The organism is Blautia glucerasea (assembly GCF_013304385.1).
In the GTDB taxonomy this organism is placed as follows: Bacteria; Bacillota; Clostridia; order Lachnospirales; family Lachnospiraceae; genus Blautia_A; species Blautia_A ammoniilytica.
On the sequence record NZ_JAAITU010000045.1, the window covers coordinates 14,411 to 29,804 of the forward strand.

A 15,394-nucleotide genomic window follows, 5' to 3' on the forward strand; every position below is an offset into this window, starting at 1 on the left:
TCCTTTATGCATCCTGCAATGCTTTTTTAATGGTCTGCCAGCAGGATACCACATGTGTGTCATCCAGCTCATACTGGGGCGGCTCTTCCTTGACACAGATCTGCATAGCGCAGCTGCATCTGGGTGCAAACGCACAGCCTGGCTTCACACAGCTCATATCCGGCGGATTTCCCTTGATAGGCTTCAGCTTTTCGTTTACATCACTGTCCAGCTTAGGCACAGAGGCCAGAAGCCCCTCAGTATACGGATGGCATCTCTGATAAAAGATCTGACGGCTGGTACCTTCCTCCACGATCTTCCCTGCGTACATAACAATGATCTTGTCACAGATCTCAGATACCACTCCAAGGTCATGAGTGATAAAGATGATCGCCATACCCAGTTTATCCTTCAGTTCCTTTAAAAGCTCAACGATCTGGGCCTGAATGGTAACATCCAAAGCTGTGGTAGGCTCATCTGCGATCAGAAGCTCAGGATCACAGGAAAGTGCCATAGCGATCATCACACGCTGCCGCATACCGCCTGAAAACTCATATGGATACTGCTTCAGTCTTCGCTCCGGCTGATTGATCCCTACCAGCTCCAGCAGATGGATCATCCTGAGTCTGCGGCCGTTACCGTCCAGATCTGTATGCTTTTTCAAAGATTCATTCAATTGATATTCAACAGTAAACAGCGGATCCAGGGAAGTCATAGGATCCTGGAAAATCATGGCGATCTTATTGCCCCTCAGTTCCTGCAATTCCTTCTTGGACATTTTCAGAATGTCCTTTCCATGAAAAAGGATCTCCCCTTGCTTCACTTTTCCTGTATCCGGGGTCAGCCTTAAAATACCGTGGCTGGAAACAGACTTGCCGCTTCCGGACTCGCCAACGATTCCTAACACCTCACCCTTATGTAATGTATAACTGATACCACGTACTGCCTGGATCTCTCCTGTCTTATTATAAAAGGAAATCGACAGATCCTTCATTTCCAACAGTACATCCTGTTTTTCTTCCATATTACCTCTCCCATCCACATATACAAAACAGACGCAGACTGACCCACTGGATCAGACCCCTGCGTCTGTAAGCTTCTTTCGTTCTTCTTCATTTACTTTCTTGCTATTGTAATGCCAAACACATTCCTGTGTCAAGGTTAAATTCTCATATAATGAAGTTTTAACGTATTAAATTGCCATTTTTCTATACCATTTTTCAAATGTACACTGCTTGTCACTCTGCTCACCCCATGCTATGATAAACAAAACTAATACATTGTTTCGTAAATAACTATTAGTATTGGGAAAGGAGGAAAATCATGTACAGCAGCAAAAAGACAAAATTTTTGAATATCCTGTGTGTTATACTTGCCTTATCCCCCGGTCTGATACGCCTTACCAGGCATCATTTTCCCAATGTATCAAGCAACTCCCTGATCTGTGTTCTTTACATTACTGCTGTGCTGATCTGGCTGACCCAGCTGCGGCTCCGCCTGCTGCGCAAAGAAGAACGCAGCTATCTGGTTTTTGCAGCTTTGCTGATCGTTTTCCTAATGGTTATCCGTACAACAAAATATATATTTATCCCGGAAAATACTCCTGCAGCTCGATATATCTGGTATCTTTACTATTTTCCCCAGACCTATGTGGTACTTTTTATGTTTTTTGCTGTGTTATATACCGGAAAGCCTTACGGCTGTTCCATTTCTCCCAAATGGAAGCTGCTGCACATCCCTGCACTTCTCATCGTTCTGGGTATCCTTACCAATGATCTGCACCAGCTGGCATTCCGTTTTTCCGGCAGCATTTCCCATTGGGTGGAAGATGAGCCTTATTCATACGGACCTTTTTATATTGCTTCCCTGATCTGGCTGGCAGTTATGTTCGGAGCAATTCTGATTCTTTCATTTGTGCATTGTATTTCTCTGGATTGCCGTAGAAATATATGGATGCCTTGTATCCCTCTGGCTGCTGCCCTGATTTACCTGATCCTGTTTCTTAAGGATCCTTATTCTCCCCTGCAGCGGCTTTTCAAAACAACGGATATGATCACCTTCCTGTTTCCAGCCTTTATGGAGGCTTTAATACAGGCAGGACTTTTTCCATCCAATGATCAGTATTCCCTTATGTGGAAAGTTTCTGATCTAGGCGCCGGGATCATGGATATGCAGGGTAAGATCTGCTATCAGTCAGAGAAAAGCCTTCCAGTTACAGAAACACAGGTTCTTGCCGCCTTGTCCTCCCCTGTTACCCTTGCAGACAGCAATATGGTCCTGAACAGCCATCAGATCCATGGCGGCTATGGTTACTGGCTGACAGATCTTTCCCAGATCCAGCAGATCAACAAAGCTCTGGCTAACCTGGGAGATGTTATGGCGGAACAAAATTCCATTCTGGAAGGCGAGAACCGGCTGGCGGAGAAGAAAGCCTCCATTCAACAGCAAAATCAGCTGTACGACCGGATTTCCCAGGATGTTTCCCACCAGCTTTTTATGCTGCATACGATTCTGGCAGATCTTCCGGAAAATGAATATGCTTTTGAAAATAAAATGAAATATGCCTCCGTTTTAATGGTTTACATAAAGCGAAGAGCAAATCTTCTGCTCCTTATCAATCAACAGGACTGGATACCCGGAAAAGAACTTTCTCTTTCCCTTGCTGAATCTCTGGAATATGTCCGGCTATCCCACATAACAGCCTATGGCACTTATCAGGATGAGTTTTCTATTCCTGGTGTATACGCTCTTGCCATATACCAGCTTTTCCAGCAAGTTCTGGAAGCCTGCCTTCCAGATACACAGGCCCTGATGCTCCAACTGACCATTACGGAAACGATTCATTTTTATATGGAAACAAGTTGCCCGGAAAACATATTCCCTCTGCTTCCTGCCGCAAAGCAAATCCAGGCTTTAGGCGGAACTGTGAAAACAGAATCCGATCCGGATACCCTGTTCCTTACTGTGACCTTTAATGCCAGGGATTTTAAGGGAGGTGATACCACATGAGCCATTATGCACAGCTTTCATCTTCTTTTCATGCCTTTATGGGACTTTGCAGCATCCTTTTAATGACCCTTGCTGTCTGTTTTATGATAACCAGCCTGCTCCACGGATTTTCCCGAAAAAGTCAGTGGATCGGAGGTGTTTTATGCTGTCTTTGCATCCTGTTCATGCAAGGCCTTTGCGATCTGGGCCGTGACGGTTCCCAGAAGCTTTCTCCAACCTTTTTGGCACAGCTTACCGGTTCTCTGCCCTGGATCGCAGTTCCCGGACTATTGAGCATTTTAGCGTTATTTGAGGGATTATTTGGCTGCTCTTTGTACAGACAGCAGAAAAAACGCCTTAATCCAGGTACCATCAAAGAAAGCTTTGACGCCCTTCCGGACGGAGTCTGTTTTGCACGGCAAAGTGGTGTTCCTCTCCTTATCAATACACGTATGGAACAGCTTTGCAGTCAGCTTCTGGGAACAAGGCTTCAAAATACCAATTTTTTCTGGCATTCTCTGCAGGTTCAGGAGTACAATAAGAAAATCCACAACATTTCCACAGGAACAACGGTTACTCTTCAGTTTCCTGATGGTACGGTCTGGGATTTCCGCCGCAGGGAATTGTCCCTGAAAAAAGACAGTATATGGCAGTTCTCTGCCTGTAATGTGACACAACAATATCTTTTAAATCAAAAGCTGAAACAGCAGAATGACCAGTTGAATCAGGTAAATGAGCACCTGCGGCTTTTCAGTTATGAAGTAGAAAAAGTTACCCGGGAAAAAGAAAATCTGGCCGCCAGAGTAAAGCTGCATGATGAAATCGGAAGAGCGCTTCTGTCTTTCCGCATTTATCTGGAGCAGCCTGGCGACAAACGCAGCAGACAACAGCTTGTGCCTTTGTGGGAATATATTGTCTCTGCCATGGAGCAGGGCATCTCCCCTGAAAGCACTGACAGCCTGGACAAGGTTCTCACTGCTGCCCAAACTCTCGGGATCCACGTGGAAGGATGTTCTAAGCTGCCTCTTTCTCATAGCAAAGGTTCTGAACTGCTTCTTGCGGCCTTGAAAGAGTGTATAAACAATACTGCCAGGCATGCCCATGGAACCCATGTATATCTTCAAATTAGTGAAACACCTGACAGGATTTGTGCCAGCTTTACCAACGACGGAACCCCTCCTTCCGGAAAAATCGTGGAAAAGGGCGGCCTTAAAAATCTGCGGGCAGCTATTGCAAAAGCACATGGCAGTATGGAAATATCCAGCGCCCCGGCCTTTGTATTATATATAGAAATTCCAAAAGGAGAATCTTAATTGCGAAAAATAAATGTGATCATTGTAGATGACCAATATATGGCAAGACAGCTTTTTGAGCTGTACATAAAAAGCAGTGGCCGGTATCAGCTGGCCGGTACCGCCAGTTCCGGTCAGCAGGCTCTGTCCCTTGTACAGGCTGTTTCTGCAGACCTGATTCTGATGGATATCCTGATGCCTGATGGGGAAAACGGTCTGGAAACAGCAGCCAGGATCAAAGCTATCCGTCCCTGGATCCGGATCATTGCTGTTACCTCTATGGCAGAAGCCTCCTGGCTGAAACGTGCCAGGGAAATCGGAATCGAAAGCTTCTGGTACAAAGAGTCTTCTAAAGAAACGATTTTAGAGGTAATGGACTGTACCATGAACGGCGATTCTGTATATCCGGATCAGCCGCCCAAGGTAAAGCTGGGGCTCTCCAGCAATACAGAATTTACTCAGAGGGAACTGGAAGTGCTCCGCCTGATGACCAGAGGTATGTCCAATTCTTCCATTGCCGGTGAGCTGGGCATTTCCGAGAACACTGTCAAATCCCATATCCAGCACATGCTTGATAAAACCGGCTATAAAAACAGGACTGAACTGGCCATTGAAGCCCGGATCCGCGGAATCGTGGTAAGTATTCCCTGATTTATCACCGTTCTCCATTCACTGTAATCCCAGTTTTGTTTTTCCTTATCATCCTTTCAGGTGATGTTATTTTTCTCTGAAGTTATATAATTATATAGAGGAGATTCTGTCCTGTCATATGATACACAGAACAGAAAATAACATTTTTCAGGAGGTATGAATATGAAAAAGACAAACCGACAAACCACAAAGCTTCTTTCGCTGGTAATGGCCATACTGGCGGTGCTTTGCATCATCTCCGTTCCGGTTAAGGCCCAGGATTATAATCATTCATTTATCATTACCGGACCAGACACTTACCGGATTGCCTTTGGGGAAGACTACAGGGGCAAAGAATCAGTCACCACCATTCGTAACCAGACCACTATTCCCATGCGTCTGGATATCCAGCGATCCGTTGCCCGCACAAAAGTAGTCACCCCTCCAAAATTAAAACAATTTGAATGGATCGAAAATTCAGTTACTAATACTTCCTCCGGCTTTGTGATCCTAGAACCAGGGGAAACCATATCTATGACTTTTATCTTCCGTTCGGACTATTCATCCGGCTCTTCCTGTATGCTTACAGCCACCCGTTCCAATATTTCTGACATCGGCGGCAAAGCTTTTGTCCAGGCGCAGCCAATCCCTGTGGAAGGCTCCATTTCAGGTGCGTTAATGGATTATGGCCTTAATCCCGACGAAAATGCCAGATATTTTTCTCTTTCCCTGGCAACCAAGCGTTACGTAAATCTGGAACTGATCAGTAATAACAAAAACCAGGTGACCGCATGGGTTTACTCCAAGGATAATTCCACCTCCCATATGGCAAAACTGGAATCCGATGCATCCGCTGACCATTTCTCCGGTATACTGGATGCAGGAGATTATGTGCTGAAGCTTGCCTACACACGAAGACAAAGCACCCCGGCCAGAACAGAAGTCTTCACTTTGAACATTAGCGGAAGAGAATATATCCAGGCTACAGGTGTGACTCTCACTTGCTCCTCTTCCAACCCTTCCTTCGATTCCAGAATTAAGAAAAAGGCAAAGACCTTTACCATTACTGCCACCACCGTGCCCGCCAACAGCGATGACAAGCTGTCCTGTATTCTTGCAGACGGCAACATTCCTGGCAGTGATTACCTGATCAGCGGCAATGTAGAAGGACAGAATCAGGCAACATTCACCATCACTTACGGTATTGCATCCTGGGCTCATTATACTTATGGTTATACACGGCTTTCAGTAAAAACAGAGGCTGGTGTTCTTTCCAACAATGTGGACATCATCGGAAAAGCAGCTGCACCTGTGGTCAGTGATGTAACCAGCTATTATAATAAGATTCTCTTTAACAAATGTCAGATTGGAGACAGCATTTATCCTTCTGCTTCCCAGCCGGTAAAAGTTTATATGAAATCCGGAAAGAAATGGGTATTAAAAACCACAGTAAAAAATGGCAGGCCTTTCCAGATCAAGAAATTAAAGCCAAACACCAAGTACCAATTCAAGTTGAACAAAATCGCTGCGCGATGGCCTGCCAAGGCTATGGCGCAGTTTTTCTTTATACTTTAATAAAGTACAGTTTACAAGGGACTACACAGAGTAGGTATCTGACGGGAGGGGTTCCGCCCGTCAGATTTTCCATGTGATGTTCAAGCTGTCGTTTGTAGCGGCTATGGTGGTAATCATCAAATCCACCACCCGCCGCTTGTCGTCAAAGGATACATTCTCCCAAGTGTCGAGGTAGCCGGAAATCTGGCTGACCTGTTCCGGGCTGATGGCTTCCACCGTCAGCTCCGCTATCCTCGCCAGAAGTTCCTGCTTGCGTCCGTCCAGTTCTGCTATCTTCACATTCACATAGGAGAGCAGGACATTGTTTGCGCCCGTCAGACTGTCCACCAGCTTTTCAATCTCGCTGTCCACATGGGCAAGCTCCACTTGCAGTGCTGCAATTTTCGGGTTTGCCTTTGCCGCTTTCTTTCTGCCTGTCAGCGTCTTGTAGCTTGCCAGTTTCTTTACCATCTGCTGATAAACAACCGCTTCCAGTTCCGAAGTAATGATTTTCCCGCACCCCGGACAACTCTTGTTATCCAGCCGTTTCGTACAGCGAAGGTATTGCTTGCCGGAGGGATTGAAGATACTCATAAGAGCATACCCGCAGTTCCCGCACTTGATTTTTCCCGCCAGCCATGTGTGGGTGGCTTTCCGGGCAGACTGGATTTTCATGTTGTTCATCAGCTTCTTACGGCAGGTCAGCCAGATGTCGGAGGGAACAATGCCCTCATGGGGAGCCAGTACCAGCATTTGGTCTTTCAAGTCGTTCTTTTTGCTGGGCTTCACATCCCGCCCTTGATACAGATAGCAGCCGTTCATACCCGTAAAATCGGCAGCGTCATTGACCAGGACTGCCCCTTGACTTTTGAAAAACTCGTACACATCAAGGTCTGCCTGCACATAGACGGGATTGCGTAACATCTGCGCCAGCGTAGGGCGTATCAGCTCTTTGCCATGGAACAAAATCCCCTGTTCGGCAAAGTGCCGGGTAATGTCCCCGTAGGAGGTAGTGGGCTGGGCGTACATCTCAAACATCAGCCGGATATTTGCCGCTTCGTCCGGGTTTACCACCAGCTTCTTTGTGTTGATACCGTCCATCTTAATCGGCTCTGTATGGAAGCCGTAAGGGGCTTTCCCGCCCATCTTGAAGCCCCGCTGACTGCGGGAGTAGTAAGCGTCCGTCACCCGCTTCTGTATGGTTTCCCTCTCAAGTTGGGCGAACACGATACAGATATTCAGCATCGCCCGCCCCATCGGGGTGGAGGTATCAAACTTCTCCGTAGAGGACACAAACTCCACATTGTACTGTTGGAACAGCTCCATCATGTTAGCAAAGTCCAGAATGGAACGGCTGATACGGTCGAGCTTGTAAACCACGACCTTTGCAATCAAGCCCCGTTTGATGTCCCGCACCAGTTCTTGAAACTTCGGACGGTCTGTGTTCTTGCCGCTGTACCCCTTGTCTGTGTATTCCTTGCAGTTACCGCCTTTCAACTCATATTTGCAAAATTCAATCTGGCTTTCAATGGAAATGCTGTCCTTTTTGTCCACCGATTGTCTTGCATAGATTGCGTCTATTCGATTGTTCATATTGTCGCTCCTTTTCTTAAAAAAGAAACGGAGCTGCTGACAGTTTTATTATACCGCCAGCACCCCCGCAAATCAACGATGGCTTCGGAAAACCTTATGCCCCGGCTTCCTCTCTCTGCCGTTTGTCGGCATACTTGCGGAACACCTCGTAAAGCTGCTGTTCCAGCTCCCGGCGTTTTGCCGCTTCCTGCTCCGGCGTGAACACCGGAGAGAGATTTTCCAGTGTGATTTCCTTTCCCTGAAAAGTCACGACTTCGGTTTCTTTCTTGTATCTGATATGCTCCATAGTACCTCCGTATTTAGTTTTCAAAGTGCAGTGCCGCCATGCTGCGGCGTGAAATGTTTTCTGTCATCAATCACCGTTCCCTTGTGTGCCGCTGCTGCCGTTTCAGCTCTGCCAGCACTTCCGGCGGGATACGGTCTACCAGCCGCTGAATGTCGTGCAGCTCGCTTTCCAGCTTTGCCCGTTCCATCGTATCTTTCATCTTGCCCTTTTCGCTGGCTTTGGCTCTGGCTTCCAACTGTTCATTTTCTGCCAAAAGGTCGTTTATCGTGACCTTGTATTTTTTGAGCTGCCCGGAGAAGTTCTCCATCTGCGGAAACCACTTTTTCAGCAGGGAGAGGGCTTCCTCTTTCTTCTTTCCGGCATTGAACGGGATAATACCGTCCAGCGTAGCTTCAATGGCTCTTGCCTGTTTGGAGAGATTGACCGCCTGCTTGAACAGACGGGTGGGGATATGCTTCCTGCCTGTCTTGCTGGCACTTTCCCCACGCTCCAAGTCTGGATATTTCTCCACCATATAGGCGTGAAAATCGTCCTGCCATTTTGTGAGGTTGGCTCTGTTCCCAATAATCTCCTTTGCACACAGGCGGTTGTCCTCTGTCAGCGGGACAAAGACCAAATGCAGGTGGGGCGTTTTCTCGTCCATGTGTACCACCGCCGACACGATATTTTCTTTCCCTACCCGCTCGATTAAGAAATCAGCCGCCCTCTGGAAAAATTCCTGTATTTCCTTTGGGGACTTCTTCTTGAAAAACTCCGGGCTGGCGGTAATCAGCGTATCCACAAACCGGGTACTGTCCTTACGGGTACGGCAGCCAGCTTGTTCAATGCGGCTTTTAATGAAGTGGTAGTACCTGCCCTCTGGCTTAACGATATGGAAGTTGTATTTGCTCCGGCTGGTGTCAATGTCGGGATTGCTGGCGTACTGTTCCTTTTGCCGCTCATGGTGGGCTTCCAGCGGTCTTGCCGGATTGCCCTTGTGTTTTTCAAATCGCAAAATTGCGTGTTGTGCCATGAAACTCCTTTCCCCATTCCATTCCTTTCCGGGACTTTTCCACAGGAAAATCCCGCAGAAAATATCTCGGATCGGATAGGAATGGATAAGATATAAATAAAATCGTTTTAATCTCTGTATTTCTATATACCGTCCGGTTTTCGTACTTCAAGAGGATTGATTATCGTACTTGTGGAGTGCGGTTTTCAGTCCGACCGCGTTCCATAACCGGATTTCTTGAAGTCGGTGTTTGGAACCGCTTCGTAGGATTTTGGGTAAATGCGGTTGGGTTTTCCACAGCCCTGCTTCTGAATCTCTACCAATCCGGCATATTGCAGCTCCCGCAGGGTATTGACCGCTTTCTGTCGCCCACAGTGGAGCAGCTCCACCACCTCGTTGATGGGATAGTAGAGGTAAATCCGCCCGTATTCGTCCGCCCAGCCATTTTTCCGGGATAGGTCTGTTCGGCGCAGGATAAAGGCATACAGTATCTTCGCTTCGTTGGACAGGGGCGTAAATGTAGGGGCTTCAAAGAGAAAATTCGGGAGCCGGGTGAAGCTGACCGATTTCTCCGGCTGATGAATATAAATCGTGTTTGTCATAGTGTGCTTTGTGGACAGTTAGAACGGCATTTCCGGGGGCAGACGATATTTTATATGACCTGCCCCGGTTCTGCCCTCTGGAAGCCTTATAAATCAAGGCTTTTTTCCTGCCTAATTGTCCACGCTCGACCTCCTTTTCCGTTCACTTTCCGCTTTCTGCCGCCTGTGAACTCTGGCGGCGCAGTCCGGGCAGTATTTTGCCCGGTTGGATTTTGGGACGAACACGCCGCCGCAGACCTCACAGCATTTCAAGTCCTTTCCCCGGAAAATCTCTGCTTCCAGCGTACCCGCTTGTGGTAAGACAGACCAGCGGAACCACTTGCAGCAGACCGAGAAAGAAATGGCCTGGGGGCAGGTGTGGGCGTCCCCATCGTCCAGGAGCATACAGTTCCCGTCCTCATAGTTGCAGCACTCCCGGCGGATCAGGGCGTTTGCCTGTTTCCTCTGTGTCGGTGTCATGCGGTAAAGGGAACCGTCCGGCTTGCGCTCTATGGGCGGCAGTCGTTTATATGGGTTCTCTCTCATGTGTTCCCTCCATTTTTCCTTAGCCGTTCTCCCCGAAAAGGCTTCCTGCCTCGTCGTCGCAAGCTGCGTATCGTTCGTTTCACCGCAAGCGGCAAAACTCACTCGCTCCGCTGCTCCTCCTCTCCCCACAAAGCCATGCGGCTTTGCGGGGACCCCGACAATGGCGGCGTGTTTCTCCGTTGGTACGCAAATGCGGTGCTTCCCCTGCCGGGGTATTCCTTTTCGGACGGTCATTCTGTTTTCAATGTGCTGTTCATCGATGAACTATCTCAAGTCTACACTTTTTTGACCGCCTGTGCCGTATATCCGAAAGGTGGGAAATCGGTCTAAAAAACAGGCTATTTCCACGCTCTCGGAATTGTGGTAAAATAATTAAATACAGGGGGACAAACCGAAAGTGGGAGGAGAAACGCTACATGAAAACATATCAGGTAAGTTTGAACGGCAGACAATACAGTATGCTTGAAAAAATGTTATGTTCATTTAGGGCTAGCCAATTAGCAAAGAACCAATGTATAAACGGATATGAATTGTTTTCAGATATGATTGATGACATATCTTCGCCTGTAACAGATGGATGGAGTACATATGAAATTGTACTGAAAGAGTCTGTTGATAAATTGACTTTATTAAGGTCTATAACAAAAGTGGTATTCCCAGAAGATGAAGATTATTTTGTAAGGCAAATTGGGAAAAATTTTCAATGTGAAAAAGACTTTGGATTTCAGATTTCTTTGAACTTTTGAAATTCCTATTTATCGAGCAGACAAGGGGAGGGAGCGCATGGAACTATACATACAAGAACGATTGAAAGACCTGCGGGTGGAGCGTGGGCTGACGCTGGAGCAGCTTGAAGAACAGGTAAATCTCTCCAAGTCTGCGTTGGGCAGTTATGAAGCAAAGGACTTCAAGGACATCAGCCACTATGCCATTATCAAGCTGGCGAAGTTTTACGGCGTGACCGCCGATTATCTGCTGGGACTGTCCCAAACAAGAATTCACCCAAACGCCGATCTTGCAGACCTGCGTTTGAGCGATGATATGATTGAACTATTGAAAAGTGGGCGGGTGGATAATTCCCTCTTGTGTGAGCTGGCGGCACACCCGGATTTCCCCCGGCTCATGGCTGACCTTGAAATCTATGTAAACGGTATCGCTGGCAAACAGGTGCAGAGTGCAAACGCCATTGTAGACGCTGTGAGCACAACCATTATGAAGCAGCACAATCCCGGCTTGTCTGACCCGCAGTTAAGACAGCTTATCGCCGCCCATATTGATGATGACAGCTTTTGCCGCTATGTGATACAGCAGGACATAAACAAGATAGCTCTTGACCTGCGGGAAGCGCATAAGGACGATTTTTTCAGCGTCCCGGAGGACAATCCTCTGGAAGATTTTTTGCAGACCGCCGAGGAAACCGCCAGCCCAGACAGCGATCCGGAGCAAGCAGCTTTGGCGTTTATCTGTAAGCGGCTCAAATTGAATTTGAAGAAGCTGTCCGAAGAAGAAAAGAAGTGGCTGAAAAAGATTGCACAGAAGTCGGACTTGCTGAAAAATCCAACCCCACAGCGAGGGAGGAAATAAAAGAAATGTATTACGGAGGAAATACAGATGAGATTTTGGGGCAAAGACAGAAAACAGGATAACAGAAAAAATATTTGGATTGAGCATCTCAATATTGATACAGGAAATTGGTTTCAAGTGTTTTCAGCTTGCTTAGGTAAAATGATAGCAATACAGACTGCTTGTAGTGAGCAGGTGGTAAAGGGGCAGGACTGGAATGTTGATTTTTCAGAGGGCGTAATACTTTTTGGAAATCAAAAGTATCCGCTTCAATTCATCGGAAGCGAGGCAACATCAAGTAACACATGGCTGTGGGGATGGGAAAATATCAATGGATTTTCCGAGAAAATTATTCAGGTAGCCACACACGCAAAAGTAGTGGGGGAACGCTGGAATTTAGAGCCACTAACGACAGCAGAATTTACATTGGACGATACATTCAACGGGCATAACCTGTCTATCGTAACTTGCGGCTTAGTTGATAAGTATTGTTATTACAGAGGTCCACATTCTGGTGGAGCAATTTTTGTTGCATTTTCAGGTGTTCCTGATAGTGTGTTTGCCTCCATCGATGTTCAAAAATTCGTATCTATAACGACGCAATGTATTCTACAATTTCATATTGATCACAAAATTTTTGTGGAGGGATTTCTCTCGTGGAACAATACGCAATATGAATGGGACAATCAAACATTACTCGCTCATTTTCAGCAAGATTTGAAAATTGAGTTTGAACAAGTAAATAATTTTTGGCGTATTTGCGCTATGAATACCATTTTATCTGGAAAATAGCAAAGCCAGCCGAGCCAGTCAACGGTCAAGATGAACGGCACATTTTATGTGCCGCCGTTGACAGTCCTGCCCGTCTTTGCTGATGGGCAATCAAGGCGGGAAAGCCCTAAAATGGCTTCCCGCCCATTTCAATTTTTGCGGGAGTATGTCCACAAGTTCGGGACATTTTGTCCCGAAGTCCGGCATGGGACGAAGGACGGGAGTTTTCATATACGTCCTGTCTGCTGATGAATCCAACCTTGCGCTTGCGGCTCCACGCCACGCAATCACAGTCCTGTTTTTCTGCTGCTTCAAATGCCCTTGCCCTCTCCGGTGGCAACCGCATTTTCGCAGCAACGCCGACAGAGCGTATAACACACTACACTTTGCAAGCAAAGTCGTGTGCCAAGGGGCAAGCCCCTTTGGAAACCCCTGACAACAAAACAGGCTGAATATCCCGCACTTTCCCGGTGCTTGATACTCAGCCTTTATTTGTTGTCAGCAGCCCCCGTTTCGTGGTCTGCGTGTAGTTCCTTGTAAACTGACCTAAAAAGCAGTGGAAACCAAGTCCTACAAGTAGTATTGTTAAGTCACCACAACCAACAATCAAACAGGATCGACATCCCCACTGCCTATGATAAGAATACCATTGAGCTGCCTTTCTGGCAAGCAGTTTTATTATGCTAATGCTCCTCCATGTAAGCAGTGTTTATACATTTACGATTTACTTTACATGGAGGATTTTATTATGTACGAAGAAATTTTTAATCAGATTAGATCTGCTGCGAATAAACGGAATCTCAAGGATTCCACGATTCATGCATATTGTACCAGTGTTGCTCATTTTTTGAACCACACAGCCAAGGATATAGATGCATTAACAACTGACGATGTTGATACATTCCTAACTGAAAAGAAACTTTCCGGGATTTCACCAGAAACATACAATCACTACCATTCAGGAATCCGCTTCTTTTACAAAAAAGTATTGAAGATGAATTGGGATGATGATGACATACCTCGTATGAAAAGGGACAGAAAGTTACCAGCGGTGCTTACAAAAGCAGAAATATCAGCTATTCTTGATGCTACACCAAATCTGAAGCATAAAGCTATGATCGCTACTATGTATTCAGGTGGACTTCGTGTTTCAGAAGTCACACACCTTCATTATGATGATATTTCACGCAAGAACAAAACCATACACATCCGCGATGGAAAAAGCCGATCTGACCGTTATACTTTGCTTGCAGACCGGACGCTTGAAATATTGACAGAATACTGGTTTCAATGTGGCAGGCCAAGAGGGATTCTGTTCCCAAGTTCATGGACAGGGGATTATCTTACAAAAGATAGTGTCATTCAGTTTTTTCGTGAAAGCGCCGAAAGAGCAGGCATTCAAAAACACGTCTCCACACATTGTTTGCGTCATAGTTTTGCAAGTCATCTGTTTGAGTCAGGCTGCGATATAAAATATATTCAGGCTCTTTTGGGACATCGTGATCCAAAATCAACAGAGATTTATCTGCATGTAAGCAATAAAACTCTGCTTGGTATTAAAAGCCCATTTGATGAGATGGGTGGTGAATGATTATGGATAAATCATGTACGATACAGGATGTATTTGAACGGTTCTATCCTTCCTATGAAAAGAGGAGTAACCCTCCTGCTCATCACAGAAAAACGGCTTATCACATCAGAAACTGTAAAACAGGAGTTTTTGGTGTAAACATCAGTGTTTGTGAGGACTGCGGATGTATCAGTGTTCACAACAACTCCTGCAGAAGCAGATGCTGTCCCATGTGCCAGGAGTTTCCGAAAGAGAAATGGATTGATGCACAAAAAGAGAACGTATTGGATGCACCCTATTATCATGTAGTATTCACAGTTCCTGAGGAATTGAATTCCATTATTTACAGCAACCAGAAGCTGTTATATGATGCACTGTATCATGCTGCTTCAGCCACATTGAATGAATTGTCAAAAGATGCAAAGTACCTGGGAGCTGATATAGGGTATATCTGCATTCTTCATACCTGGGGCTCTGCAATGAATTATCATCCTCATATTCATACCATTGTTCTTGGAGGTGGGCTTGATGATGAAAATAAATGGAAAGAAACAGGTGGAAATTTTTTTCTCCCATATGGTGTCATCTCAAAAGTGTTCCGTGGAAAATATCTGGATGAGTTAAAAAGCCTGTGGAATGATTCTAAGCTTAAATTTCATGGTACAGCAGAGAAATATCAGAACAGCTATCGTTTTAAAGAACTTATTGATAAGTGTTATGAAAAGAACTGGGTCACTTACTGTAAAGAAACTTTCAATGGTGCACAGTCGGTTATCAATTATCTTGGAAAATATACCCACAGGATAGCAATCAGTAATCAGCGAATCACATCCATGACAGATACGACAGTTACATATGCAGTAAAAGACTATAAAAACGAAGGCTGCTGGAAAGAGAAAACAATTTCAGGAGAAGAATTCATCCGTCGATTCATGATGCATGTTCCACCCAAACGATTTGTCAGAATCCGGCACTATGGTCTGCTATCATGTAGAAACAAGAGAAAAAAGATAACTCTCTGCAGAAACCTGCTTGGATGCAAGAAATACA

The 15,394-nt window shown here is 46.0% G+C and carries 15 protein-coding genes; 9 read left to right on the forward strand and 6 right to left on the reverse strand.

The window, feature by feature from the left end:
- Window positions 1-4 precede the first annotated feature (4 nt).
- Complete coding sequence (locus G5B11_RS15065) at window positions 5-1,003, reverse strand: ABC transporter ATP-binding protein (RefSeq protein WP_158420828.1); 999 nt, start codon at window positions 1,001-1,003, stop codon at window positions 5-7.
- A 299-nt stretch (window positions 1,004-1,302) separates the two neighbouring features.
- On the opposite strand from G5B11_RS15065, the gene G5B11_RS15070 reads away from it, so the two are divergent.
- From G5B11_RS15070 to G5B11_RS15085, 4 genes are all read left to right on the forward strand, one after another.
- Entirely contained in the window at window positions 1,303-2,988 is a 1,686-nt protein-coding gene (locus G5B11_RS15070; RefSeq protein WP_173728923.1) for a histidine kinase N-terminal 7TM domain-containing protein, read from the forward strand.
- The gene (locus tag G5B11_RS15075; protein ID WP_173728924.1) at window positions 2,985-4,280 is read left to right on the forward strand and encodes a sensor histidine kinase; all 1,296 of its coding nucleotides are present in this window, start codon (window positions 2,985-2,987) and stop codon (window positions 4,278-4,280) included. The genes G5B11_RS15070 and G5B11_RS15075 overlap by 4 nt, the downstream gene beginning before the upstream one ends.
- Window positions 4,281-4,910: a response regulator transcription factor gene (locus tag G5B11_RS15080; protein ID WP_158420831.1), complete on the forward strand. Its 630-nt coding sequence runs from the start codon at window positions 4,281-4,283 to the stop codon at window positions 4,908-4,910.
- A 162-nt stretch (window positions 4,911-5,072) separates the two neighbouring features.
- Window positions 5,073-6,464 carry a hypothetical protein gene (locus G5B11_RS15085; RefSeq protein ID WP_173728925.1) on the forward strand — a complete coding sequence of 464 codons (1,392 nt, stop codon included), beginning with the start codon at window positions 5,073-5,075 and terminating at the stop codon, window positions 6,462-6,464.
- A gap of 60 nt (window positions 6,465-6,524) precedes the next feature.
- On the opposite strand, the gene G5B11_RS15090 is transcribed toward G5B11_RS15085, so the two are convergent.
- From G5B11_RS15090 to G5B11_RS18955, 5 genes are all read right to left on the reverse strand, one after another.
- Window positions 6,525-8,036: a recombinase family protein gene (locus G5B11_RS15090; protein WP_173728926.1), complete on the reverse strand. Its 1,512-nt coding sequence runs from the start codon at window positions 8,034-8,036 to the stop codon at window positions 6,525-6,527.
- A gap of 94 nt (window positions 8,037-8,130) precedes the next feature.
- Window positions 8,131-8,322, reverse strand: a complete 192-nt coding sequence (locus tag G5B11_RS15095; protein ID WP_117581631.1) for a hypothetical protein — start codon at window positions 8,320-8,322, stop codon at window positions 8,131-8,133.
- A 70-nt stretch (window positions 8,323-8,392) separates the two neighbouring features.
- Window positions 8,393-9,334 (reverse strand): MobV family relaxase, encoded by a 942-nt coding sequence (gene mobV, locus G5B11_RS15100; protein WP_173728927.1) that lies wholly within the window; start codon window positions 9,332-9,334, stop codon window positions 8,393-8,395.
- 185 nt (window positions 9,335-9,519) lie between these two features.
- Window positions 9,520-9,915 (reverse strand): replication initiator protein A, encoded by a 396-nt coding sequence (locus G5B11_RS15105; RefSeq protein ID WP_173728928.1) that lies wholly within the window; start codon window positions 9,913-9,915, stop codon window positions 9,520-9,522.
- A gap of 111 nt (window positions 9,916-10,026) precedes the next feature.
- Window positions 10,027-10,440, reverse strand: coding sequence for a cysteine-rich VLP domain-containing protein (locus G5B11_RS18955; RefSeq protein ID WP_202188987.1), 414 nt, complete (start codon window positions 10,438-10,440; stop codon window positions 10,027-10,029).
- Window positions 10,441-10,856: 416 nt separating this feature from the next.
- Between G5B11_RS18955 and G5B11_RS15115 the strand changes: the two genes are divergently transcribed.
- The 5 genes from G5B11_RS15115 to G5B11_RS15135 form a co-directional block, all read left to right on the forward strand.
- Complete coding sequence (locus G5B11_RS15115) at window positions 10,857-11,186, forward strand: hypothetical protein (RefSeq protein WP_055194841.1); 330 nt, start codon at window positions 10,857-10,859, stop codon at window positions 11,184-11,186.
- Between the two features lie 37 nt (window positions 11,187-11,223).
- A complete protein-coding gene (locus G5B11_RS15120) occupies window positions 11,224-12,024 on the forward strand; it encodes a helix-turn-helix domain-containing protein (protein WP_173728930.1) in 801 nt (266 codons plus the stop codon).
- 27 nt (window positions 12,025-12,051) lie between these two features.
- Entirely contained in the window at window positions 12,052-12,795 is a 744-nt protein-coding gene (locus G5B11_RS15125; RefSeq protein WP_055194845.1) for a DUF6882 domain-containing protein, read from the forward strand.
- A 727-nt stretch (window positions 12,796-13,522) separates the two neighbouring features.
- On the forward strand, window positions 13,523-14,365 hold the full coding sequence (locus G5B11_RS15130) for a tyrosine-type recombinase/integrase (RefSeq protein ID WP_173728931.1): 843 nt from the start codon (window positions 13,523-13,525) through the stop codon (window positions 14,363-14,365).
- A gap of 2 nt (window positions 14,366-14,367) precedes the next feature.
- On the forward strand, window positions 14,368-15,394 hold a 1,027-nt coding region (locus G5B11_RS15135), incomplete at its 3' end, for an IS91 family transposase (RefSeq protein ID WP_330603151.1).